This window comes from Streptomyces sp. NPDC045846 (assembly GCF_056431605.1).
The window spans coordinates 361,351-385,370 of record NZ_JBWKKJ010000003.1; the positions used below are offsets into that span (position 1 = coordinate 361,351).

Annotated in this window: 20 protein-coding genes; 11 read left to right on the forward strand and 9 right to left on the reverse strand. The window is 71.6% G+C overall.

The genetic code is table 11. From position 1 onward, the window contains the following. Positions 1–81: 81 nt before the first annotated feature. Positions 82–690, reverse strand: a complete 609-nt coding sequence (locus AC07F3_RS10695) for a TetR/AcrR family transcriptional regulator (protein ID WP_479112525.1) — start codon at positions 688–690, stop codon at positions 82–84. Positions 691–744: 54 nt separating this feature from the next. Between AC07F3_RS10695 and AC07F3_RS10700 the strand changes: the two genes are divergently transcribed. Beyond that, a complete protein-coding gene (locus tag AC07F3_RS10700; RefSeq protein ID WP_479112527.1) occupies positions 745–1,740 on the forward strand; it encodes a GNAT family N-acetyltransferase in 996 nt (331 codons plus the stop codon). A gap of 124 nt (positions 1,741–1,864) precedes the next feature. Here AC07F3_RS10700 and AC07F3_RS10705 read toward each other — a convergent pair whose 3' ends face one another. After that, positions 1,865–2,146: a hypothetical protein gene (locus tag AC07F3_RS10705; protein ID WP_479112529.1), complete on the reverse strand. Its 282-nt coding sequence runs from the start codon at positions 2,144–2,146 to the stop codon at positions 1,865–1,867. Positions 2,147–2,506: 360 nt separating this feature from the next. Here AC07F3_RS10705 and AC07F3_RS10710 point away from each other — a divergent pair, with 360 nt between their 5' ends. Together AC07F3_RS10710 and AC07F3_RS10715 are read left to right on the forward strand one after the other, a co-directional pair. Continuing rightward, positions 2,507–4,537 (forward strand): phosphocholine-specific phospholipase C, encoded by a 2,031-nt coding sequence (locus tag AC07F3_RS10710; protein ID WP_479112531.1) that lies wholly within the window; start codon positions 2,507–2,509, stop codon positions 4,535–4,537. Between the two features lie 245 nt (positions 4,538–4,782). After that, positions 4,783–6,519, forward strand: a complete 1,737-nt coding sequence (locus AC07F3_RS10715; RefSeq protein ID WP_479112533.1) for an MFS transporter — start codon at positions 4,783–4,785, stop codon at positions 6,517–6,519. A gap of 23 nt (positions 6,520–6,542) precedes the next feature. Here the strand turns inward: AC07F3_RS10715 and AC07F3_RS10720 are convergent, their stop codons facing one another. Further along, complete coding sequence (locus AC07F3_RS10720) at positions 6,543–8,414, reverse strand: carbohydrate-binding module family 20 domain-containing protein (RefSeq protein WP_479112535.1); 1,872 nt, start codon at positions 8,412–8,414, stop codon at positions 6,543–6,545. A 363-nt stretch (positions 8,415–8,777) separates the two neighbouring features. Between AC07F3_RS10720 and AC07F3_RS10725 the strand changes: the two genes are divergently transcribed. From AC07F3_RS10725 to AC07F3_RS10740, 4 genes are all read left to right on the forward strand, one after another. Continuing rightward, entirely contained in the window at positions 8,778–9,380 is a 603-nt protein-coding gene (locus tag AC07F3_RS10725; RefSeq protein WP_479112536.1) for an N-acetyltransferase family protein, read from the forward strand. A 254-nt stretch (positions 9,381–9,634) separates the two neighbouring features. Beyond that, positions 9,635–10,336: a DUF6215 domain-containing protein gene (locus AC07F3_RS10730; protein ID WP_479112538.1), complete on the forward strand. Its 702-nt coding sequence runs from the start codon at positions 9,635–9,637 to the stop codon at positions 10,334–10,336. A 79-nt stretch (positions 10,337–10,415) separates the two neighbouring features. Further along, positions 10,416–10,652 (forward strand): hypothetical protein, encoded by a 237-nt coding sequence (locus tag AC07F3_RS10735; RefSeq protein ID WP_479112540.1) that lies wholly within the window; start codon positions 10,416–10,418, stop codon positions 10,650–10,652. 10 nt (positions 10,653–10,662) lie between these two features. Next, positions 10,663–11,844 (forward strand): epoxide hydrolase family protein, encoded by a 1,182-nt coding sequence (locus tag AC07F3_RS10740; protein ID WP_479112542.1) that lies wholly within the window; start codon positions 10,663–10,665, stop codon positions 11,842–11,844. A 319-nt stretch (positions 11,845–12,163) separates the two neighbouring features. On the opposite strand, the gene AC07F3_RS10745 is transcribed toward AC07F3_RS10740, so the two are convergent. Continuing rightward, the gene (locus tag AC07F3_RS10745) at positions 12,164–13,693 is read right to left on the reverse strand and encodes a neocarzinostatin apoprotein domain-containing protein (protein WP_479112544.1); all 1,530 of its coding nucleotides are present in this window, start codon (positions 13,691–13,693) and stop codon (positions 12,164–12,166) included. 310 nt (positions 13,694–14,003) lie between these two features. On the opposite strand from AC07F3_RS10745, the gene AC07F3_RS10750 reads away from it, so the two are divergent. After that, on the forward strand, positions 14,004–14,747 hold the full coding sequence (locus AC07F3_RS10750) for an ANTAR domain-containing protein (RefSeq protein ID WP_479112546.1): 744 nt from the start codon (positions 14,004–14,006) through the stop codon (positions 14,745–14,747). Here AC07F3_RS10750 and AC07F3_RS10755 read toward each other — a convergent pair. The 3 genes from AC07F3_RS10755 to AC07F3_RS10765 form a co-directional block, all read right to left on the reverse strand. Then, positions 14,656–15,084, reverse strand: a complete 429-nt coding sequence (locus AC07F3_RS10755) for a GntR family transcriptional regulator (RefSeq protein WP_479112547.1) — start codon at positions 15,082–15,084, stop codon at positions 14,656–14,658. The two genes, AC07F3_RS10750 and AC07F3_RS10755, sit on opposite strands and share 92 nt — an antisense overlap. A 109-nt stretch (positions 15,085–15,193) precedes the next feature. Then, a complete protein-coding gene (locus tag AC07F3_RS10760) occupies positions 15,194–16,174 on the reverse strand; it encodes an ABC transporter permease (RefSeq protein WP_479112549.1) in 981 nt (326 codons plus the stop codon). Next, positions 16,171–17,115: an ABC transporter ATP-binding protein gene (locus tag AC07F3_RS10765; RefSeq protein ID WP_479112551.1), complete on the reverse strand. Its 945-nt coding sequence runs from the start codon at positions 17,113–17,115 to the stop codon at positions 16,171–16,173. Before AC07F3_RS10765 ends, AC07F3_RS10760 begins: the two co-directional genes overlap by 4 nt. 290 nt (positions 17,116–17,405) lie before the next feature. On the opposite strand from AC07F3_RS10765, the gene AC07F3_RS10770 reads away from it, so the two are divergent. Beyond that, positions 17,406–19,253 (forward strand): M1 family metallopeptidase, encoded by a 1,848-nt coding sequence (locus AC07F3_RS10770; protein WP_479112552.1) that lies wholly within the window; start codon positions 17,406–17,408, stop codon positions 19,251–19,253. Between the two features lie 106 nt (positions 19,254–19,359). Here the strand turns inward: AC07F3_RS10770 and AC07F3_RS10775 are convergent, their stop codons facing one another. Beyond that, the gene (locus AC07F3_RS10775; RefSeq protein WP_479112554.1) at positions 19,360–20,184 is read right to left on the reverse strand and encodes a dienelactone hydrolase family protein; all 825 of its coding nucleotides are present in this window, start codon (positions 20,182–20,184) and stop codon (positions 19,360–19,362) included. Positions 20,185–20,280: 96 nt separating this feature from the next. On the opposite strand from AC07F3_RS10775, the gene AC07F3_RS10780 reads away from it, so the two are divergent. Together AC07F3_RS10780 and AC07F3_RS10785 are read left to right on the forward strand one after the other, a co-directional pair. Beyond that, positions 20,281–21,270: a GlxA family transcriptional regulator gene (locus AC07F3_RS10780; RefSeq protein ID WP_479112556.1), complete on the forward strand. Its 990-nt coding sequence runs from the start codon at positions 20,281–20,283 to the stop codon at positions 21,268–21,270. 640 nt (positions 21,271–21,910) lie between these two features. Next, positions 21,911–22,900: a helix-turn-helix domain-containing protein gene (locus AC07F3_RS10785; protein ID WP_479112558.1), complete on the forward strand. Its 990-nt coding sequence runs from the start codon at positions 21,911–21,913 to the stop codon at positions 22,898–22,900. On the opposite strand, the gene AC07F3_RS10790 is transcribed toward AC07F3_RS10785, so the two are convergent. Then, on the reverse strand, positions 22,897–23,796 hold the full coding sequence (locus AC07F3_RS10790) for an RNA polymerase sigma-70 factor (protein WP_479112560.1): 900 nt from the start codon (positions 23,794–23,796) through the stop codon (positions 22,897–22,899). The two genes, AC07F3_RS10785 and AC07F3_RS10790, sit on opposite strands and share 4 nt — an antisense overlap. Positions 23,797–24,020 lie beyond the last annotated feature (224 nt).

Here is a 24,020-nt window from a genome sequence, read left to right on the forward strand (position 1 = left end):
GCAGCGCATCATCCGCCGCGCGCCCGGAGCGCGCCAGCCAATTACGGCGGCGCCACCCGGCCGACGGCGGCTCGCGGCCCCCTACCGGTCCCGGCCGGGCCGCTCCGTGATCGACGCGAGGAAGTCGTCGAGCAGGGCGATCTGCACCTGCTCGGGGAAGCGGGCCGGGTCGAAGAGGGCCTGGACCACGAGGCCGTGGGTGAACGCCACGGCGGTGGCGGCCAGTTGCTCGGGGTCGGCCGACGCCGGCAGCTCGCCCGCGGCGCGCGCCGCCTCCAGGTGCGGGCTGATCGCCGAGCGCATCCGCGCATAGCGGTCCGCCTGCTCCACGCCCAGAGCCTCGTCGGCGAGGGCGAGGTCCCAGGAGCTGACCCAGATCCGGTTGCGGGCCGTGTCGTCCGGGGTCAGCGGCAGGATGTCGAGGAGCACCGCCCGCAGCGCGGCGATCCCCTCGGCGGGACGCTCCCGCCGGGGCCGCTCCGCCGTACGGGTCTCCAGCAGTTGCAGGGCGTGCGCGACCAGGGCCCGCTTCGTCGGGAAGTAGTGCATGAGCATGCCGGTGGACACGTCCATGGCGGAGGCGACTGCCCGCAGGGTGAGGCCGCCGAACCCGCGGTCGGCCAGCACTTCCCACACCGCCTGGGATACGTCTTCGCGGCGTGCTTCACGGTCTCCGGGAGCGGGTGGCATGCTGCTACCTTACATACCGAACGCTTGTTACGTACCCATGGAATGAGGTATCCCGTGTTCGCACTGCCGCTCGGCGACGACGCCGAGCTTCGCCCCCTGGAACCCTGGCAGGCGCCGGAGTTCCTGGCACACATGGACCGCGCCCGTCCCTATGTCGACCCGTGGATACCGTGGGCCACGTTCAGCACCGACCTCGCCGGCGCCGAGGCCACCTTGCGGCGCTACGCGGACCGGCAGGCCGAGGACTCCCGCCGGATCTACGGGATCTGGCTCGACGGCACCCTGGTCGGCGGGGTCATGTTCACGAGCTTCGACACGGCGTCGGGCGTGTGCGAGATCGGCTGCTGGCTCGAGGAGAAGGGCGCCGGCCGAGGCCTGGTGACACGGGCGTGCCGGGCACTGATCGACTGGGCGTTCACCGAGCGGGGCATGAGCCGCGTCGAATGGTGGGTCACGTCCGACAACACCCGCAGCATCCAGGCCGCACGCCGACTCGGAATGACCCGCGAGGGCGTGCTGCGCCGGCGTTACCCGTACCGGGACGTCCGGCACGACTCGGAGGTCTGGGCGGTCCTCGCCGAGGAGTGGCCGCCCGCGGACGGGGGCCGCGCGGACCGGTCGGCCGACACCGCCTTCGCCCCGCCCTCGCCCGAGGTCAAGGCGGAGCTCGACCGCCTGATGACCACCTTCCTCGGCGCGTTCACCAACACCGGGGGTGGTCGGCCCGACGTCGGCGTCGTCCGGGAGGTCTTCATTCCGCAGGGGCTGATCATCAGCAACGCCGGAGACGAGCCCGTGGTGTACGACCTCGACTCCTTCGTGGCGCCCCGGGAGAAGATCCTCACCGACGGGACCCTGACGGAGTTCTCGGAGTGGGAGGTCGCCGAGCGGACCGAGGTCTTCGGGTCGGTCGCCCAGCGGTTCAGCGCGTACCGCAAGTCCGGCCGCCTCAACGGCGCATGGTTCGAGGGCTCCGGCCACAAGACCACCCAGTTCGTGCGGACACCCGCCGGCTGGAGGATGAGCTCCATGTCCTGGGACGACGAGTAGCGAAGCGCCCCCGGCCCCACGGACCTCTCCGTGCCGGTCCCGCCCTCGTGACGGGACCGCCACGACGAGCGCTCCGCCCGCGAACGCCCGGCCGTCCGGGCCCGGCCCGGAAGCCGACCGCGCCTCAGAAGACGAAGTAGCTCGCCCCGAACGTCGTCGCCGACTGTCCGGGGTCCACCTCCGCCGTCACCGGACCCTGGCAGTTCCCCGCGGCGTGCACCAGCACCACGGAGTTCGTGTGGTTCTGGACGGACACCGGGGACGACGTCGCGTAGCAACCCCGGCTCGGGTTCTGGTGAAGCACCCCGTTGACGACCAGGAATCCGGTCGCCGCCTGAGCGGGTACGGCGAGCGCGAGCACACCGGCAGCGACCAGCGTGCCGAGCACGGCGATACGACGGCGCATGACGAATCTCCCTCCCACAGGGGCCACGACCTCGGCCGGCACCCCTCCAGCGCATGTCTGACTTACCCATCCTTTCCATGACAGGAAGCGCGCGGCTATCCCCCAATGAGATGAGGCCGTACGGCACTTCGCCGGCCTTCCCCCCGCTGGAAAGTAACCAACGAATAACGGGACTAGCCCAAATTTCAGGGCCTGTTAGAGCGCCGGACAGGCAACCCGCAGCCCTCGGCCACCCGGCGGCGCCAGGCTCGGCTGGCCGGGAGCCACAGGGCCCGGCACCCCAACAACTCGCCAACTCCCTTCCCACGCCTGCCCGTTCAAGCAGGGCGGGGTCGGCTGCCCTCACCTCAAGGAGTGCCCATGAGTCCCGTGTCGCGACGCAGATTCATCAGCCTGGCGGCGGGCGCCACCGGCTCCGCCGCCGCGCTGTCCGCCCTGCCGGACGCCCTCCAGCAGGCGCTCGCCGCGCCCGTCACCGGCGGCAGCATCGGCGACATCCAGCACGTGGTCGTCTTCATGCAGGAGAACCGGGCCTTCGACCACTACTACGGGACGCTGCGGGGCGTCCGCGGCTTCGCCGACCGCAACGCCATCAACCTGCCGGGCGGCAGGTCCGTCTTCCACCAGCCGTACGCCAACTCGGACGGTTACATCCTGCCGTTCCACATGGACACCGCCACGACCAGCGCCATCTGCGCCGACGCCCCGGCGATGAGCTACCCGGTGGACACGGCCATCTGGAACAACGGCAAGTACGACGCCTGGAACACCGCCCGCACGCCCGGCCTCGGCATGGGCTACTTCCAGCGGGCGGACCTGCCCTTCTACTACGCGCTCGCCGACGCGTTCACCCTGTGCGACCACTACTTCTGCTCGACGCTGACCCAGACCAACCCGAACCGGCTGCACCTGTTCACCGGTTCCAACGGCCTCTCGGTGGGCAAGAGCGCGGTCCTCGACAACACCGAGCCGAGCGCCGGGTTCACCTGGACCACGTACGCGGAACGCCTGGAGGCGGCGGGAGTCAGCTGGAAGATCTACCAGCAGAGCGACAACTTCGACGACAACGCCCTGGCCTGGTTCGCCAACTTCAAGAACGCCAAGCCCGGTTCGGCCCTGCACGACAAGGGCATGGCCACCGTCCCCGACCTGGTGACGGCCTTCGGGAACGACATCGCGGCGGGCACCCTGCCCCAGGTCTCGTGGATCATCGCCCCGGCGGCACAGTCCGAGCACGCCAACTACAAGCCCGCGTGGGGCGAGGACCTGTCGGCCCGGCTCCTTTCGGTGCTGGCCGCCAACCAGAGCGTGTGGTCCAAGACCGCCTTCATCCTCAACTACGACGAGAACGGCGGCTTCTTCGACCACATGCCGCCGCCCGTCCCGCCCGCCTCCACCGGCCAGGGCATCAGCTCCGTCGGCACGGCGGGCGAGATCTCCGGCGGCAAGGCGATCGGCATGGGCCCGCGCGTCCCGCTCATCGTCGTCTCACCGTGGTCGCGTGGCGGTTACGTCTGCTCCCAGGTCTTCGACCACACCTCGGTGATCCGCTTCCTGGAGCAGCGGTTCGGCGTCCACGAGCCCAACATCAGCGCCTGGCGCCGGGCCGTGAGCGGCGACCTGACGTCAGCCTTCGCCTTCACCGCGGCCGACACGTCCTGGCCGTCCCTGCCCGACACCAGTGGCTACGTCTCGGGCGCCGACACCCAGTGCTCCACCCTGCCCGCGCCCCGGGTCCCCGCCCAGCAGTCCCTGCCCGTGCAGGAGCCCGGGACCAGACCGGCACGGGCGCTGCCCTGGCAGCCGAACGCGAACGGCAGGACCGACTGCGCGGGCGGCCGGTTCTGGATCGACATGACCAACACCGGTACGGCGGGCGTGACGTACTCCGTCCATCCCAACGCCCATCGCACGGACGGCCCCTGGCTGTACACCGTCGGCGCCGGGGCCACCGTGTCCGACTACTGGGTCGCGGGCACCCCCACTGGGGCGTACGACCTGTCGCTGTACGGGCCCAACGGCTTCCACCGCCGCTTCGCGGGCAACCGCGTCACCGCCTGCGCGGGATCCGCCGCCTCGGTGGAGGCGGCCGTCCGTTACGACACCACCGGCGGCAACGTGATCCTGGACCTCGCCAACTCCGGCGGCGCCCCGGCCACGGTGACGGTCACCGACAACGCGTACGCGACCGGTGGACCCTGGACCTACTCGGTCCCGGCTCACACCTCCGCGCCGGTCACCGCGTCCTTCGCCACGGCAGGCGGCTGGTACGACCTGACGGTCACGGCGAACACCACCGACGGCCTCCTGCGCCGCCTCGCCGGGCACCTGGAGACGGGCGCGCCGAGCATCACGGACCCCGCGGCAGCCGCCTCGTGGACGGTTAACTGACCGTCCCGCCTCCAGGATCACGGCCCCGGCGGCGGCGCCGGGGCCGTGATCACCGGCTCACCCGCGGCTGCCCCTCAGGGGGCCGGGCAATGAAACGGTCAAGCGTTTCCCATCCAGGTCAAGACTGGCGCACATAAGGGACGGGACGGTCCCCGGTGGAATAGTCGCCTCGGGAAACAGGTTTATGCCGCACGTACCCCGCACGGGTGCCGCCGCCGACCTCTCCCGCCTCCGGAGGCCCCGCCATGTCCCTGCCGACGACCCACCAGCAGGCCGCACCCCGCGGCATACGCGGTGTCGTCCCCGTCCTCGCCTTCGCCGGCATCACGGTCGCGGTGATGCAGACGCTGCTCGTCCCGGTCATCAAGGACCTGCCGACGCTGCTCAGCACCTCGCCCTCCAACGCCACCTGGGTCATGACCTCGACCCTGCTCGCCGGCGCCGTGGCCACCCCGATCATGGGGCGGCTCGGCGATCTGTACGGCAAGCGCCGCATGCTCCTGACCAGCCTCGCCATCATGGTGGTCGGCTCGCTGATCGCCGGCTTCACCAGCCAGCTCCTCGTGATGATCGCCGGACGCGCCCTGCAGGGCTTCGCCATGGGTGCGATCCCGCTCGGCATCGGCCTGATGCGCGACGAGCTGCCCCGCGAGAAGCTCGGCTCGGCCATGGCCCTGATGAGCTCCAGCATCGGCGTCGGCGGCGGACTCGCCCTGCCGCTCGCCGCCCTGGTCGCCCAGCACGCCGACTGGCACGCCCTCTTCTTCGGCTCGGCGGGCCTGGGCGTGGTGGCCATCGCGCTCACCCTCCTGTTCGTCCCGGAAAGCGCCGTCAAGGCCGAGGGCACCTTCGACGTGCTCGGCGCGATCGGCCTCTCGGCCGGTCTGGTCCTGCTGCTGCTTCCGATCACCAAGGGCAGCGACTGGGGCTGGGGCTCGACCACCACGCTCAGCCTGTTCGGCGCGGCGGTGCTCGTCCTCCTGCTGTGGGGCGTGATGGAGCTGCGCATCAAGGCTCCGCTGGTGAACCTGCGCACCACCGCCCGGCGCGAGGTCCTGCTCACCAACCTCGCCTCGACCATGGTCGGCGTCGCCTTCTACGCCATCTCGCTCGTGCTGCCGCAACTCCTCCAGCTGCCGAAGGCCACCGGGTACGGCCTCGGCCAGTCGATGGTCGTCGCCGGTCTGTGCGTCGCGCCGCTCGGCCTGACGATGATGCTGACCGCGCCCGTGTACGCCCGCCTCTCGGCCAAGTACGGGCCGAAGACCACCCTCATCCTCGGCATGCTGGTCATCGCGATCGGGTACGGGGCCGGGCTCGGCCTGATGGACGCGGCCTGGCAGACCATCGTGATCTCGGTAGTCGTCGGCGCGGGCATCGGCCTCGCCTACTCCTCCCTGCCCGCGCTCATCATCGGCGCGGTCGACCCGTCCGAGACGGGCGCGGCCAACGGCCTCAACACCCTGATGCGCTCTATCGGTACGTCGGTGTCCAGTGCCGTCATCGGCATGGTGCTCGCGAACACCGCGCAGAAGATGGGACCGGTCGAGGTCCCGACCATGCACGGCTTCCGCGTCTCGTTCCTGATCGCGACCGCCGCGGTCGCCGGTGGGCTGCTGCTCGCCGTGTTCCTGCCCAAGGGCCGCCCCGCCGTCAAGCCGCAGCTGCGCGCCAGCAGTGAGGAGGACGCCGCGCTGGAGCGGGCCACCGAGGCGCTGGCCGCCTTCCACGGCCGGGTCCTCGCCGCGTCCGGCGCCCCGGTGGCGCACGCCAAGGTCACCCTGATCGACCGCCACGGCCGCCAGGCGGGCTCAGCCCACACCGACGAGGCGGGCCACTACGCGGTGCCGGTCCCGCGGGGCGGCGCGTACGTCCTGGCCGCGACGGCCGCTGGCCACGCGCCCCTGGCTTCCTCGGCCACCCACCATGGAGGCGAGGGGCGGGTGACGGTGGACCTGGCGCTGCCCGTGCCGATCCAGTAGCCGGACCGGCCCGGGCGGCGCGGTCACTTCCAGGTGTCGTCGAGGGTCTCCGAGCCGGACGCGGCGCTGGTGTGCACGCGGTTGTCGCCGGACTCCCAAGTGACGTTCCCCGACCCGTCCTTCACGATGTACTTGTACTCGAAGCGGGTATTCGCCGGGGTGCTGACGGTGGCCGACCACACCGGGTAGGACGCCGAGGACAGCGCCACGGCGGCGTTCGGGTCCCAGTTCCCGAGGGCCGGGATCGAGCCGACCACGTACACGTTCTGGCCCCATACCGTGGTCTTGTTCTCGTGGAACGTCTCGCTGACCGTGCCGGACGTCGTGGGCGTGGGCGAGGCCGTCGGGCAGCCGCCCGCACAGGGGGCTCCCGTCGCGTACAGGGCCACCGCGTCGCCCGCCTTGACGGTGACGGTGGCCTGGCCCGAGGAGTTGACCGTCACCGCGGGACCGGAGCAGGCCCCCTTGGCGGGCGGGGCGCCGTGGATGACGTCGCAGTACGTGCCGGCCGCGAGACCGGTCGTGAAGGTCTGGGTGACGGCGGCGCCGCTGTTGTTGAGGGCCACCCAGGCGGCGTTGCCTCGGCTGAACGCGATGGCGTTGGCACCGTTGTCCCACCAGTTGGCGGCGTTCTGCCCCTTGGCGGCGTTGTGCCAGCCGACCATGTTGGCGATGCCCTGGTCGCGGTCGGCGCAGGTCCAGGCGGCGGAGGAGCAGTCGGTGTCGGTGACGTAGCCGTTGGCGTCGGCGGGCGGGGAGTCGTCGTTGCCGTTGAAGCGGAATCCCGCGTAGACCTGCGGGGTGCCGTAGCCCCAGGCCAGTTCGAAGATGTGGGCCAGGGTGTACTTGGAGCCGTCCTTGTAGGTGAGCGTGCTGTTGTCGCGTTCCAGGTCGTGGTTGGTCACCATGACCGCGGACTTGTCGCTGGGTTCGAAGCCCCAACTCTGCCCGAACGTCCTCAAGTTGGCGATGTTGCCGTTGAACTGGTCCTTGAGCTTGTGGGCGTAGGTGAACTCGAGGACGCTGCCGTTGCCCTCGAACGCGCTGGGGGCGAGCTGTCCGCTGCCGCCCGGGATGACCTCCTGGTAGACGTAGGGCCGCCCGCCCCACTGGGTGTCGTCGACCTTGGCGAGGATGGCCGCCATGTCGGCCTGGGCGATGTGCTTGGCGGCGTCCACCCGGAAGCCGTCGACGCCGTACCCCTCCAGTTTGTTGAGGTACCCGGCGATCTTGGAGCGGACGTCGTCCTTCTCGGTGTACAGGTCGGACAGCGACACCAGCTGGCACTCCTGGACCTGCTGGACGCTGTTCCAGTCGTTGATGGTGTTCCCGGAGTTGGGGCAGTTGGCCGGGTAGTCGTGGAAGCTGGAGCGGTCGTAGCCGATGCTGCCGTAGCTGTAGGCAGCCGGGTTGAAACTCGCGCCGCCGTAGGAGTCGGTGCTGGTCTGGTTGGCTCCGGCGGTGTGGTTGACGACCGCGTCGGCGTAGACCTTGACGCCCGCGTTGTGGCAGGCCGTCACCATGGCGGCGAACTGCGCCTCCGTGCCCATCCGGCTGTTCAGGTCGTAGCCCACCGGCTGGTAGACGTCCCACCAGGGGTGGGCGCCGTTGCCGACCCGGATCGAGTCCTCGGGCGGGGCGACCTGGACGGCTCCGTACCCCTTGGGGCCGAGCACGGTGGCGCACTCCTGGCCGACCGATTTCCAGTTCCACTCGAAGAGGTTGGCGATGACGTCGCCGCCGTTGGCGGTGGCGGCCGCCTGCGCGGTGCCCTGGAGGGCGACGGGCAGTACGGCCCCTGCGAGCAGGGCGCCCGCCGCGAGGAGACCGGCCGAGGCTCGGCGGCGGGTGAGGGGCGGGGCGGTGGAGGCTCTGGGGTTGGACGGCGCGGTCATGGCGGCTCCCTGGGCTGGTGGGGGCAGCGCTGATCCGCACCCTGTGGCGGCCCTGGGGAGGGTGGCCGCCGGGCGCGGTGGCGCTGCGGGGAGGTGCTCCGTGGCGTCGGCCGACACCACGGCGCGGCACAACCTGTCGGCCGCCCCCGGCACCACCCGTGCCGGATCCGTCCCGGGACCCGGCGCACCAGTGTCCCGCGCCGAGCACCCGCGGGGAACAGCGGTGTTCGGCGCTCGGCCCGCCGGGGCGGTCGGGCTGGGCTGCGCGAGGAAGACGATCCCGTCCTGGCCGATACCGCGTCAAGAGATTGGCGCAAAGACCTTCTGAAAGTTGCAGCAAGTTCTTTAGAAAGATCCGTCGCCATGGTCGCACCAGGGGCCGCGCACGCGTCGCCGCGCGCCGAAATGGCCGTGCCCGGCGCCCCTTCGGTCACCTACGGTGTCGTGATGTGGCGCGTGCGAGAAATGAACGAGGCCGATGTCGAGGCCGTGTCCGCGATACGGGTCCGGGGCTGGCAGAGCGCGTACGCGGGCATCGTCCCGCGGGCGTATCTGGACGCCATGTCGATCGAGGACGGCGCCCGTCGGCACAGGGAGCGGCTGTCGGATCCCCGACGGCAGGGAGTGGACCTGGTGGTTGAGGCCGACGCCACTCCCGTCGGATGGCTGAGCCTCGGGCCGTACCGCGGGGAAGCCATGGAGCCCGGAGCACGCGTGGCCGAGGTGTTCGCCCTCTACATCCACCCGGACCGGATCGGCCAGGGCGCCGGGCGCGCCCTGCTGGCCGCCGCGCACGAGCGCGCCGGGGCCGCGGGGTTCGGCTCGACGGCGCTGTGGGTCCTCGACGACAACAGAGCGGCCCGCCGCTTCTACGAACGGGCCGGCTACACGGCCGACGGCGGCGAGCAGAGCGACTCCTACGGTGACGCGACGCTCACCGAACTGCGCTACCGGCGCCCGCTGTAGCCGCGCCCTCCCCAAGGCTCCAGGCGAACCCGGCGAGGCCGCCGCCGTTCAAGTCGGCCCCGCCGCGGACCATGCGGGCGACCGCCGAGCCGCACCGCGGAAACCGCACGCGCTCGTCCGTCCCGTGGACGCGGGCCCACGCGGCGCCGCGTCGGATCTGCCCCGGCGGGACGGAGGGCGCCCCTTGTACGCCGGGCGGCCAAGGGTTAGGGTCCGCGGGCACGTATCGGGGGGAAACATCGCAGGCGGGGGACATGGCAGAAGACTTCGACGCGCCCACGGAGGGCGGCAGCCCGTGGCGGCAGGCGCTCGCGGCGGTGGCGCTCGTGGCGGCGCTCTGCGCCGGGGTGTGGGCGTCCGGGGAGACCTCGTCCTCCAGCAGTGCCGCCAAGCCCGCCACGTGTCCGGACGGGAAACCGGACAAGACCCCGGGCAAGAGCGAACAGGACCATGTCTCCGGAGCACGTCTGTGCGCGGCGCTGAACCGGCCCGACCTCGCCCAACTCCTGGGCACGCCGGGGCAGATCGCGAAGACCGCCAGTGGCGGCGACGGCTCGATGAACCTCCTGGGCAAGAACATCACCACCCCCTCGGCCCGGGTCGAGTTCGAGACCTACACCGTCACCCTCACGGCCACCTACGACCGGCTTCCGGTGGCCGGGTCGGCCGCACTCCTGGGGAACGGCGCTCAGCAGCAAACGGTCCTGGGCCGCCCCGCGGTGATCTACGCGGACCACACCATCAGCATCCGCTTCCGGCTCGGCGGCCACGACGCCGACACCGGTCCCGGCGTCCCGGCCCGCACCGTCAGCGTCGCCCAGGACGCGAAGGACAGCGGCGGATCGTTCGAAGTGACGCTGTGGCGCGCGGACGGTTTGGTGCCGGACGACGCGGTACTGCTCCGCGTCACCGAGCAGGTGCTCCCCACCATCCCGGGGTGGACCGCCCACGCGTGACCCCTCGGCCTCCCGGCGCCCCGTCAAACCCGGGCCACGTACCGAGTGTCGGAGTGCCGGGCCGGTCGTTGGGCAGCGCATGTTCTTGACTCGCACCGCCGTTGCCCTGGTCGCCTTCGCCGCCTGCACCGGCCTCGCACTCGCCGGCGCCGCCCACGCCGGGCCCGCCGCACCGACCGCCGACGACGACTGCGCCGGGATCGGTGTCCACGTGGGGCTGTGCGGGGTGCTGGCCGAGCACCACGTGCTCAGCGGCAACAGCCAGCAGATCGGAAGCCGTCCCGAGCCCTCCGCCCGCGGGCACCACGGTAGGTAGGGTGCCTCTCATGCCACACGCGTCGCCTCGCCCCGAGTCGTTCATTCCGCGAACCGCCCCTACCGCGCTCGAAGACCTGCGCACGCGACTGCGCGCGACGCGCTGGCCGGACGAACCCGCCGACGCGGGCTGGGAGTTGGGGACCGAGATCGGGTATCTGCGCGAACTCGTCGCGTACTGGGCCGACGAGTTCGACTGGCCGGCGCAGGAGGCGGCGCTCGCCCGACTCCCCCACTTCCGCGTCCCGCTCGGCGGCCTCGGCATCCACTTCGTGCACGCCCGGGCCGTCGCGCCGAGGGGGCCCGTGCTGCCGCTGCTCCTCAGCCACGGCTGGCCGGACTCGTTCTGGCGCTACTCCAAGATCATCCCGATGCTCACCGATCCCGGTGCCCACGGCGCCGATCCGGCCGACGCCTTCGACGTGGTCGTCCCCGACCTGCCGGGCTTCGGGTACTCCGACCGCCCCACCGGCCCGCCGCTGGACTCGATCGCCGTCGCCGGTCTGTGGGCCGAGCTCATGAGCGTCCTGGGGTACGAGCGGTTCGGCGCCTCGGGCGGGGACCTGGGCAGCCACGTCAGCCGCTATCTCGCGCTCGACCACCCCGACCGGATCGTGGCGGTCCACCGCACCGACGCCGGTCTGCCCCTCTACTCCGGCGACCCGGCCGACCTGACGCCGGAGGAACGCGCGTGGATGGCGGACGTCGCGGCCTGGGGCGGCGCGGAAGGGGCGTACGCCGCCATGCACAGAACGAAGCCGCAGACGGCCGCCGCGGCGCTCAACGACTCACCGGCCGGCCTCGCCGCCTGGATCGTCGAGAAGCTCCGGTCGTGGAGCGACTGCGGCGGCGACATCGAGCGGAGCTTCACCAAGGACGAGATCCTCACGAACGTCACGCTCTACTGGCTCACCGGGACGATCGGCTCGTCGATGCGCATGTACCGGGCGAACGCCGCGATCCCGCCCGCCCAGCTCGCCCGCCGGGTCGAAGTGCCGTCCGGGTTCTCGCTCTTCCAGGGCGATGTCGTCCGCCCGCCGCGGGCATGGCTCGAACGCACGGCGAACGTGGCGTACGTGACCGAACCGGTGCGCGGTGGTCACTTCGCGGCGTTCGAGGAGCCGGAGTCCTACGCGGCGGAGCTGCGCGCGTTCTTCCGCCCCTACCGCTCGGGCCTGCCGGGAGCCGACTGAGCCCACGGGCCGCGAGGCGGGGCCCGGCCTGTCCGGGCAGACGCACCCGACATCGGGGTCCCGTGCGGCAACGGGAAGGGGCAGATCTCCGTCCGCGGTCAAGTCGTGCGCACCGTAACGGAGTCGGGGATCGTCGACGCGCTCCTGGACGAGGCCGCGCGCCTCGCCGGGACGGCCCCCGCGCCCCGTCGCCAACGGGTGACGGGCGCCCTCGCGGACGCGCGCGATCGGGACCGCCGGACAAGCGGCCGGCCCGGGTGCACACACCCGGGCCGGCCCTGCCGCCCGCCGCTCGGCGGCGGTGGTCACGTGAGAGCGATCAGCTCCCCGGCGTGGCCGCCGGGGCGAATCCGAGGGGACGGCGGACCGTTTCCGGGCCGCGCACCCTCGTACCGAACACCACCAGCTCGCACGCGGCCGCGGCGCGGCAGTCGACGGTGCGGCCGTCGATCGCGGTGAAAGTCGCCGACAGGGTGACCGTCTCGTCCACCCGCCCGCTGTCGCTGGTGGCCGGCGGCCTGGAGCGGGGGCGGCAGCCGAACGTGTCGGTGGAACCGGTGGCGCACTCCATGATCAGCACGTGGTACTGCGGTTCGTAACCCTTGCCGGTCGCCCGCACCGCCTGGCCGTCCACGAGGCCCTGGTCCGGGTCCACGTGCAAGGTGGGCGGCGCCTCACTGCGCCCGTGCGCCTCGAAGCGCAGCGGGACGGTGGTGAGCAGGGCCCCGGTGTTGTCGGTGAGCGCGAGCGAGCACGGATTGCTCGGCGACACCGTGCGGCAGTCGAACGCGCCCGCCGTCGTGGCCAGTTGGGCGTACAGCTTCTTGGGCGAGAGCTGGTAGGTGCCGTCCGGGTATACCCGGAACTGGCGGCCCGTGGCCTCGTCACAGGTGGTCGTGGACGCCGAGGGGCCGCACTCCTTGACCCAGACGTAGGCCTTCGGCGGGCCGCCCGCGATGGTGAACTTGACGATGTCGCCGTCCCGGAGACCGGTGGTGCGGCTCACGTTCAGCTGCGGGCCTGCGGCGACGGCCGGCACGGCCGCCGCCGGTGCCGCTGCGGCGGTCATCAGCTGCCACGGGCCCCAGCCGCCCCCGGGAAGGGACTGGTAGACCTCCCACGTGCGGTTCCGGTTCCACTCGCGGGCCGTCAAGTGGAGCCTGCCGTCGGGGAGTTGCTCCACGGTGCTCGGCTGGCTCAGCCCCACGTTGGGATCGGGGACCTGGCCCGTGCTCTGCACCGGGCCCCAGCCGGAGTTCGCGTCCTGCTGGTGGCGCACTTCCATGGTGTTGCCGTTGTTCTGCCCGGACGCGAAGGCGTCGATGCTGCCGTCACGCTCTTTGAACAGCACGACTCCGCCGTGGTACGGGGTCGGGGCGAGCCCGAACGCGTCCGGAGTGCTCCAGCCGCCCGCGGTGTCGCTCTCCACGGCGTGGCAGAACGTGCCGTACGTGGAGAACAGAAGTTCCAGGTCACCCGCGGAGTTCTCCATCGCGGTGATGTAGTAGCTCTTCGGGCCGACGGTCGCCGCGCTCACCCGCTGCCAGGCCCCGTAGGCGCCGCCCGGCGCGTCCTGTTCACGGTGCCAGACGAAGGGCAGGCCCCCGGTCGCCGTCGTGTCGTAGAAAAGCTGGAACTGCGCGATCCGGCCGTCCGCACGGTCCACGGACACCAGGCTGCCGGAGACCGGCGAACTCGCCAGCCCCTTGGCTCCCGTGTCCGTACTGCACGCGGCCGTCGTCGCGGCCGGTGCCGCCTGTGCCGCGGCGGGCACTCCCGCCACCCCCGCACAGGCGATCGCCACCGCGACCACGCCCCGCATCAGCGCGCCCGCCCCAGGGCTCCGCACGCCTCTTCGTCGTAACCTCATCTGCTCCCCGCCCTCTCGATCGCCCCATCGGGCCGGGGAGCATCCTCGCGGCGCGCGGGTCCCACGGCCAGCGCGCAATCGGCCAGCGTGACCCGCTAGAACCAGCCGTAGCACGGAGACCGGACGGCGGCGGCGCCGGCTTCGGCGCTCCGCCCAGGAACGCATCGCAGGCCCCACAGTTCGTGTTGGAGAATACGCGAAGTTGTCTTCATGTATCACTTGACGTGTGTTGTCCGGAGGCGCGAATCTGGGGATGGAGGAACTGCCTTGGCACTCAGGGGAGATGGCCATGCCGCACTGTGAACCGTCCGGCTCCGGACAGGTCGGCACGTGCACCAAACTGACGGGCACCGCGGGCACACAGCGACTGTCCGGACTGACCCTCTTCGGCCGCCCCGACGGCGACCGGACCGTCGTCAGCGTGTGCGGCGACCTCGACCTCACCGCGGACCACCCGCTGCACCACGCCCTGCGTCCCGGCCCGACCGGGACGCAGAGCCCCATCCGGCTCGACGTCAGCGGCGTCGAATTCTGCGACTGCTCCGCCGTCACCATCCTGCTGCACGTCAGGGAGCAGGCCCTGGCCCAGGCCACCCTCGCCCCGGACCACGGCGACACCGTGCCCCCGGCCACGGACCCGGATCCCGACGCGGACCTCCGCCTCGAACTCGGTCAGCTGCGCCAGGCCATGCTGAGCCGGGGCACCATCGACCTGGCCCGGGGCATCCTCATGGCCGCCTTCGCCCTCACCCCGGACGACGCCTGGAGGGTGCTGGTCGCCACCTCCCAGCACACGAACACCAAGCTCCGTCGCCTCGCCGAGCAGGTGGTGGACTCAGCGACGGGCACGCCCTGCCCGAATCCGTCCGCGAACACCTGGCCGCCGCCGTCGCCGAAACCGGCACCGCGTCCAGGGCGGCGGAAGCCGGCACCGCGAGCGGCTAGGCCGGCCCCGTCACGAGTCGGGGCCGCTCGAAGGGGGCGGACGGCGCGGCGTACGTCAGCGCGCGGACCGTCTCGAAGAGGAGGTTGACCTCCTGCTCCGTCAGCCCCGCGGCAACGGCCTCCCGCATCCAGTCGGCGAGCCGGGCCCTCAGGGGCGACTCGGGCTCGTCCTGCGCCGGCGCGAGGGAGCGGGTGATGAAGGTGCCCGCCCCCTGGCGCACCTCGACCAGGCCCGACCGCTCCAACTCCCGGTAGGCCTTGAGCGTGGTGTTGGGGTTGACCTTCGTGTCGGCCGCGACCTGGGCCGCGGTGGGCAGCCGGTCCCCCTCGCCCAGCGCCCCCATGCGCAGCGCCTGCTCCACCTGGTGCACGATCTGGAGGTACGCGGGCACACCTCCGCGTCGCTCGATACGGAACACCACCATCACACCCGCCCCCTTCCCCGTCTCGTCGGGGCGACCGGCCGAGCACACACCGCACCCGGCGCGCCCGGACCGCCTCCCGCGTCCTGGATCATACGGAGCCCCGCACCGGCTAGCAGGCCTGGCGCCGGGTGCGCCAGACGACGAGGGCCACCAGGAGGGCGGTCGCGCCGAACAGGTAGCCCGCCGCGATCCACTGGAGTGCGGGCATCTGGTCGTAACCGAAGTAGTCCCACACCGAGTTGACGATCCCCAGCCTGGCGCGGCAGGCATCGGGGACGGCGTCGCTCACACACGTACCCCACCCGTACACCTTGCCAATCGCGGTGCCGACCCACTGGTCGACCTCGGCCGCGCCGGTGAGCACCGCGGGATGGGCGCCGTCCAGCGGGAAGGCGACCCGGCGCGGGGTGGCGAGCCGGTTTCTGAAGTGGTCGGCGACCAGCAGGAGGGCCGCCGAGGAGAAGAACGTGAGGGTCATCGCGGACACCGCGCGCCGTACGAACGTGCCGATCGCGATGCCGAGCGACGTGGTGAGCAGCGACAGCGCGATCAGTACCGGCAGGGTGTTGTCGAAGACCGCGGCGTCGAGCCAGTTGCTGGACACCACGGGACGTACGCCGCGCCACCACCAGCCGAACACCCCTCCCAGGACCGCGGCGGTCACCACGGTCAGTCCCAGCGCGAATCCCAGCTTCCAGAGCAGCCAGCGCATGCGGGGCACCGACTGGGTGGAGACCAGGCGGAGGGTGCCCTGCTCGTGGTCGGAGGAGATGAGCGGGGCGCCGACGAACACGCCGAACAGGACGGGCAGAAAGCCGAGGTACCGCGCGGCGTCGCCGAAGGAGTTGTCGAAGCGCTGGATCATGGCGCCGTCGAGGGCGCCCACCGGCTTCGCGGGCCAGCCCGCGGCGTGCAGGCTGTCCAGCATGGTGCCGCGCTCGTGGATCATCCAGGCGGCGCCGATGACGGTCACGGCGGCGCAGGCGATGAGAGCGGCCCGGTGCTGACGCACCATCAGCCATGCGAGCCCGCGCAGCCGCCGACGGGTGGCGGACGAGCGTTCCTGCGGTACGCGGGTCAGGGTGCTCATGCCACGCGCTCCTCTCGGAGGTCGGGGACGGCGGTCGGGGAGAGCAGCGCGGGCGCCTCCGGATGACGGAGGTAGCCGAGCAGCACCTCCTCCAGGCTGGGTTCGGCGAGCTGCCACGCGGGGTCGAGCGGCACCTCGTGCCGCACGAGCGCGGTGAACTGCCGTCCCGCGGTGCGGACATCGATGACGGTGTGGGAGGCGAGGGCGTCGGGCAGCGCGCCGTCCACGGTGAGGCCGGTGACGACGGTGTGCAGCGGCACCAGTTCGTCGGCGTCACCGGCCATGCGGACGCGCCCCTCGGCCATCACCAGGAGGTAGTCACACATGTGCTCCAGCTCGGAGAGCATGTGGGACGACATCAGGACGGTGGTGCCGCGTTCGGCCACCTCCGACATGAGCAGCGAGCCGATCTCGTCGCGGGCGAGCGGATCCAGGTCGGACATCGGCTCGTCCAGGAGCAGCAGTTCGGGCCGCTTGCCGAAGGCGAGCGCGAACGCCACCCGGGTGCGCTGGCCGCCCGACAGGCTGCCGATCCTGGCCGACAGGGGCAGCCGTCCCTCCCGTACGATCCGCTCGGCCGCCGCCTGGTCCCAGCCGGGGTTGAGCTCCTGGCCCATCCGCAGGCACTCGGCCACGGTGAACCTCTTGAACAGCGGCTTGTCCTGGCCGAGGTAGGCGAACCGGGGCATCACGGACGGGTCGCCGACCGGTCGTCCGAAGATCCGCAGCTCGCCCCGCGTCGGCTCGACGAGCCGCGCCGCCATCCCCAACAGGGTGCTCTTTCCAGCCCCGTTGGGCCCGACCAGGCCGCAGACCCGGCCCGCCGGAATCCGGAAGGACTCCTCCCGCAGCGCCCACCCCCGGCGGTACTTCTTGCCGAGTCCGTACGCCTCCAGGGCCCACCGACCGCCGTTCCCACCAGAAGTGGCCGTGCCGTTCATGCTCCCCCTCCCGCCCGATTCCACTAGTCAACTAGTGGAATCATGGTCTTCCTGGCGGGAGCCTGTCAATTTCCCGCTGACCGCGCCTCCCTTCCCTTGGCATGCCCCGGTCAGACCTGCGAAGCTTCCCCCCAACTGCCGCCCCGATCCCATGAGGACAGCGGCAGCTGCTCCACCGCAGTGATCGTGTACGTGCCGCACACAGTCCGCGGCCGTCCCCCGGCGCACCCCGGCCGGGCCGGACGGCCACCGAGCAGGCCGCGATCGCGGCCGCTTCAAAGGAGTTCCGTGTGAGATCCACCCCCCACAAGTCCCTCGCGGTGGCCGCGTGTGCCGCCGCCGCGCTGACCGCCCTCTCCCTCCCCGCCACCCCGGCGTCGGCCGCGGCCCCCACCGCCGCCTGCACTCCGGCCCAGGTGGTCGCCAACGGCGGCTTCGAGAACGGCACTTCACCCTGGAGCCAGTCGTCGACCAGTGTGATCACCAACCGCGCCGGTGAGAACGCCCACGGCGGCACCCACTTCGCCTGGCTGAACGGTGTGGGCAGCACCCACACCGACACGCTCTCCCAGAGCGTCACCATCCCCTCCGGATGCAGCACCGCCACCCTCACGTTCTGGCTGCACATCGACACCGACGAGACGACCACGTCGACCGCGTACGACAAGCTGACGGCGAAGATCGGCAGCACGACACTGGCCACGTACTCGAACCTCGACAAGAACACCGGGTACGTGCAGAAGTCGTTCGACGTCTCCGGCTTCGCGGGGCAGACCGTCACCGTGGCCTTCACCGGCAAGGAGGACTCCAGCCTCCAGACAAGCTTCGTGGTCGACGACATCGCGCTGGCCACCTCCGGCGGCTCCACCCCGCCCGGCGACTCCACCCGCACCCCGGCCTCGCCCGCGTACACCGTCGACCTGACCAGCGACACGAGCGGCACCAGCTGGAGCGGACACGAGAGCACGACCTTCACCAACGCCTCGCCCACCCCGCTGAGCGAGGTGTACCTGAGGCTGTGGGACAACTACCACGGCAGTTGCTCCGCCATGCCGATCACGGTCGGCAACGTCACCGGCGGCACCGCCGGAGACCTCTCCGTCGACTGCACCGCCCTCAGGATCGACCTGCCCACCCCGCTGGCCCAGGGGCAGAGCGCGACCATCGGCTTCGACCTCGGCATCACGGTGCCCAGCGGTGCCGACCGGTTCGGCTACGACGGTGCCTTCAGCAACATCGGCAACGCCCTGCCCGTACTGGCCATTCGCGACGCCGCGGGCTGGCACCTGGACCCATACACCAACAACGGCGAGTCGTTCTACTCGCTGGCCGCCGACTTCAAGGTGACCCTCGACCACCCCACCAGCCTGCTGGTCCCGGCCACCGGCACCTCGGTCGACGCCCCCGGCTCCAGCGGACGCACCGTCACCACCGCCACCGCCTCCAAGGTCCGCGACTTCGCCTGGGCGGCCGGCCCGTTCAACAAGATCTCCGGCAACTCGGCCGCCGGCACCGCGGTCAACATCTACTCCGTCTCGGACATCAGCTCCGCCGACGCCCAGTCGATGCTGGCCACCGCCAAGTCCGCCGTGGACACGCACGCGGCCCGCTTCGGCGCCTATCCGTACGGCGAACTGGACGCGGTGATCGACAACAACTACTGGTTCGGCGGCATGGAGTACCCGGGATTCGTCCTCGACCTGGTCTCCACCACGGCGCTCACCCACGAGATCGGGCACCAGTGGTGGTACGGCATCGTGGGCGACGACGAGTACAACAGCCCCTGGCTGGACGAGGCGTTCACCGACTACGCCACCGACCTGGCGCAGAACAAGACCGGCACGGGCTGCTGGAACAGCGTCTCGTGGGCCTCGTCGGCCGAGAAGATCACCAACTCGATGGCCTACTGGGACGCGCACTCGTCCCGGTACTCGACCGTCGTGTACGGCTACGGCAAGTGCGCCCTGCACGACCTGCGCCGCGTGCTCGGTGACAGCGTCATGGCCAAGCTGCTCAAGGACTACGCCACCGCGCACTGGTACGGCGTGTCGACCACGGCCGAGTTCAAGGCGGCCGCCCAGGCGGTCACCAGCACGGACCTGACCTCGTTCTGGACCCAGCACCGCATCGACGGCTGACGTCGTACGGCGCCGCCGCGGAGGGCCCCACCCGTCCTCCGCGGCGGACCGCGGGCAAGGCCGGGTCGGCGGGGGAACGGCGGCTGCCGCTCCCCCGCGGCGGAGCTCAGACGCGCGTCCCCAGCCGTTCGGCGAGGAAGGCCAGGATCTCGTCCCTGGCCCGCACGGTGGGGTGCCCCTCCTCGTCGACGAGGTGCGCGGTGACCACGCTGTGCGGGGTCCCGACCACGTCGCGGAAGAACGGCGGCGGGCTCGTGTGCGCGGCGCCGTCGGGCAGGACGCGGCCGTCGAAGGCGTCGCCGAGCAGGGCCCGGTAGGCGGCGAAGCGCTGCCCCGTGCACCAGCGGTCGCCCTCGAAGCGGTAGGCGAGCACCTTCAGGCCGTCACGCGTGACACGGTCCCGGACCGCGTGCGCGTCCTCGGCGTCCAGTTCGAGACCCGCCGGGTCGTCGAGGGGCAGCGACGGATGGCCGAGCACCGGCGCGACGACGGCGGGCTCCAGCGTCATGGTGAGGGCGAAGTTGCCGGTGAAGCACAGCCCGATCGCGCCGACACCCACCCCGCCGCAGGCGGCGTGCGCCTGGCGGGCCAGCCCCCGCAGCCAGGCCGTCACCGGACTCGTGCCACCCCCGGCGAACGCGCGGAACTCGGCGCTCACACACGCGCGGCGGACGATCTCCTGTCCGCTCTCGACCGTGGGCCAGGCGCCGTCGACCCCGAACAGCGAGGGCACGTGGACGGTGAATCCCGCGTCGCGCACCCAGCGGGCCAGGCGGAGCACGTCGGGGCTGATGCCGGGCATCTCCGGCATCAGCACCACCGCCGGCCCGGCGCCGGAGACGTACACCGTCTTCACCACCCCGTCCACGTCGACGAGTTGGCGGGAGAAGTCGGAGACCGGGTCGTCGGGACATCCGTTGTCAGCACTCATGACGGCAGCGTGGACCGGCATCACCCACAACACGACGGGCGAGATCGCCAGAGACAGGGGTAATCTCGCCAGCACCCGGCGGCGAGGGGAGCGAGCGTGACCGCACTGCGCGTGGGGGTGCTGGCCTATCCGGGCTGCTTCGCCTCCGAAGTCTTCGGTGTACCGGACCTGTTGACGATGGCCGCGCATGTCGCGGGTCCGGACCGTGCCGGATACGAGGTCTGCGTCGTCTCGCCCCGCCGTCACGTGACCGCGTCGGGCGGCGTGCGGTTGGCCGTCTCGCCACCGCGCGAGGTCGACGTCCTCGTCGTCCCCGGGTTCGCGCTCATGCCGGGGTCCGGGCCGGAGCCGGGCCGGGGCGTGGACGAAAGGCTCGCCCGCCTCGGCCCCGAAATCGAGGTGATCCGCTCCCACGCGGCCTCGGGCCACGTCGTGGTCTCGATCTGTGTGGGCGCCTTTCTGCTCGCCGAGGCCGGCCTGCTCGACTCCCGCCGGGCGACGACCGCCTGGCTCCTGGCGGACGAGCTGGCGCGGCGCTGCCCGGCCGCCGAGATCCGGCCGGAGCACCTCGTCATCACCGACCGGGGCGTGACGACGACGGCCGCCTTCAGCGCCATGTACGACTTCGCCCTCGGCCTGATCCGCGAGCACAGCGGCGCCCGCGTGGCGCGGACCACCGCACGGGTGGCGCTCCTCGACGACGCCCGGTCCTCACAGACCCCCTATGTCGACCTCCGCCTCCTGCCCCGGCCGGGGGACGAGTTCTCCCGCCGGGTCATGCGGTGGCTCGACCAGAACCTCGCCGCCCCGTACGACCTCGCCGCACTGTCCGACACCTTCCACGTCAGCACGCGAACGCTGCTGCGGCGCTTCGCGGGCGAGACCGGCCGCAGTCCGCTGGAGTACCTCCAGGGGGCCCGCGTGCGCCGCGCCCGCCACCTCCTGGAGACCACGGACCGCACCGTCGCCGCGATCTCCACGGCGGTCGGGTACCGCGACCCCGGAACCTTCGCCGCGCTCTTCGCCCGGCACACCGGACGGCGCCCCCGGGACTACCGTGCCGCCTTCCGGCGAAACGCCGGGTGAGGCAGGAGTGTGGTGATCCACACATGATTCGGCCCGGCGGTACGGGAACCTCCGGCGCGGTGCGCGCGAAGGCGTATTCCTGGAAGCGGTCGCAGGGCCGGGCGCGAACGAATACCGATCGGCCCGCCCGTGACCTCGGCTGATCGCCGCCGAAGAATTCCCTAGCACACCGACCGGTCGGGCGGTCGGCTTTCCGGGCACACCGGAGAAACTCAATTCCCGCACCGCGAAGAACTCTCCCGACGTGATCCCCAGACCCGTCCCGCCCTCTCCTCCGGGCCTGAACGGCAGCATGGAGCCGACCATTCGAGGCCTGTCTCCGTGGAAATTCCACACGAAGGGTGCGGTAGCCACCCATCACCTTCACCCGACCAATCGGAGAGAACGGCGCACACGAACCGGCGCGCAGGTCAGTGCGGAGCAACGGAGCACGGACGCATTTCCGCCGGACACACGGTGAATTCCGGTACGGGTCACCGCCGGCCGGTGACCGCGCCTCGTCCCCGAAGTGCCCCTGCGCGGGGCGCGGCAGGCCTGACCCCAAGAGCGTCCGGAAACCGTTCAAAGGTCCGGTTACTCTGTGGTCCGCGCGACGGCCAGGGTGTTGCCGTACGCCGCGAGTGATGACGGGGGGAAGCACGTGTCGGACCAGACCGATGCACCTGCGGGGGCGCAGGAACAGCTCTTCGTGGAACTGCGCCACATCAAGCAGGAGTCCGGGTTCAGCTACGGGCAACTGGCTGACAGGACCCACTACAGCCGCTCCTCCTGGGAGCGCTTCCTGAACGGGAAGCAACTCCCTTCCAAGGTCGCCGTCGAGCAGTTCGCGGCCGCCACGGGCGCGGACCCGCGGCCGCTGCTCACCCTGCTCGACACGGTGGGTCAGACCCCGCTCCCTCCCATCCAGGAACCGGCCGCGGACGAGGCGTTGACACCCGAGCCCGAGCCTCGGAGCCCCGAAACGTCCGGGGCGGCCACCGTGGTGGCGGAGGTTTTGCAGGCCACGGCCGAGCCCGCTGAGCCCGCCGCGCCCGCACCGGTCGCGTCCCGAACGCGCAGGTGGCTTCCCCCGTTGTTCGCGCGGCACCGGCCCTGGCGGCGCCGCCTCGCGGCCGTGGGCTACATCGCGTCCGGCGCGGTCATGGGCACGGTCGCCACCGTGGTGGTCATGGGGACCGCGTCCGGCGCGCACGGCGGCGACACGCCCTCCGGCGCCCAGGCGTCGGGCACCGGAACGGCCCAAGGGGCCCCGGTGCCCGCGGGCGGCAAGGTGGACGTCCGCTGCTCCGGCGACACCTGCCTGCGCCGCGACCCCCAGGCCATGGACTGCCAGTGGGACGCGACCACGTCCCACGACACCTGGCTGCGCGGCATGCACATCGAGTTGCGCTACAGCCCCGCCTGCCACGCGGTGTGGGGGCGCATAGAGAACGGCGCCGTCGGCGACGTCGTCAAGATCAAGGACCGGACCGGCCTGGAACTCCAGGCCACGATCCGGACCGATCGGGACACCTACACGCAGATGCTCGCGGTCACCGCCGACGCACCGGCGGAGTCCGTGACGATCTGCGGGGCCATCCCGAGCCAGAAGCAGCTGGAGTGCTCACCGAGCCCCAACGTCCAGCCCTAGAGCCCCGGAGCCCGGTGCTCCCCTCTGTCGAGCGGGCGCACCGTGTCGGCGCGGTGCAGCTTGTCCGGGTTGCGCACGGCGTAGAGGCCGGTGATCCGCCCGTCGTGGATCTCGAAGGCCACCAGCCAGTCGAGTACACCGTCGGTGAGGAACCGCGCCGCGGGCATGCCGTTGTACGTGGCGTGCTCGATCCGGGTCGCGGGCGTGATGCTGGTGCGGGCCACACCGAGGACGAACCGGGCGACCTCCTCGCTGCCGGTGACCGGACGGCGGGCGGCGGTCACCTTCCCACCGCCGTCGGCGATCTGGACGACGTCGGGGGCCATCAGATCCATCAGCGCCTGGATCTCACCGGTGGACGTGGCGAACAGGAAACGGTCGACGATCTCACGGGTGGCCTCGGAGTCGGGATCGAAGCGGCGGCGTCTGGCGTGCACGTGCTGCCGTGCCCGGTGGGCGATTTGACGGACCGTCACCTCTGACTTGCTGATCGAGTCGGCGATCTCGCGGTGGCTGTAGCCGAACACGTCGTGCAGCACGAACACCGCGCGCTCGGTCGGGTTCAGCGTCTCCAGGACCAGCATGAGGGCCATCGACACCGACTCGGCCAGGATCGCGTCGTCGCCCACCGCGGGCCCGGTACGGATCGGCTCGGGCAGCCAGGTGCCGATGTACTCCTCGCGGCGCGCCTTGACGGTACGCAGATGGTTGAGCGCCTGCCGGGTCACCACCCGCACCAGGTAGGCGCGCGGGTGCTCCACCTCGGCACGGTCGACCGCGCTCCACCGCAGATAGCTCTCCTGCAACACGTCCTCGGCATCGGCGGCGCTGCCCAGCATCTCGTAGGCGATGGTGAACAACAGCGCGCGATGCTCGCTGAAGGCGTCCTCGGCCACGCCGCTCCTCCCTCACGCATGCGCAGGCACAGCGAGACATCCCGCTCTCCCCTTCGCCCTCTTCCCTGTCCACGCACCCCCATCGAGACACACGGCCGCGGCAGAACGTACCCCCGCACCCCTGTGATTCGCTTCACAGCGGCGACGGAGGGTGATGGGGGTCCCCGCGAGCGGCCAATAACGTCTGGCGATACATGAAAATTGTTTCGCCCGATTGTTTGCGT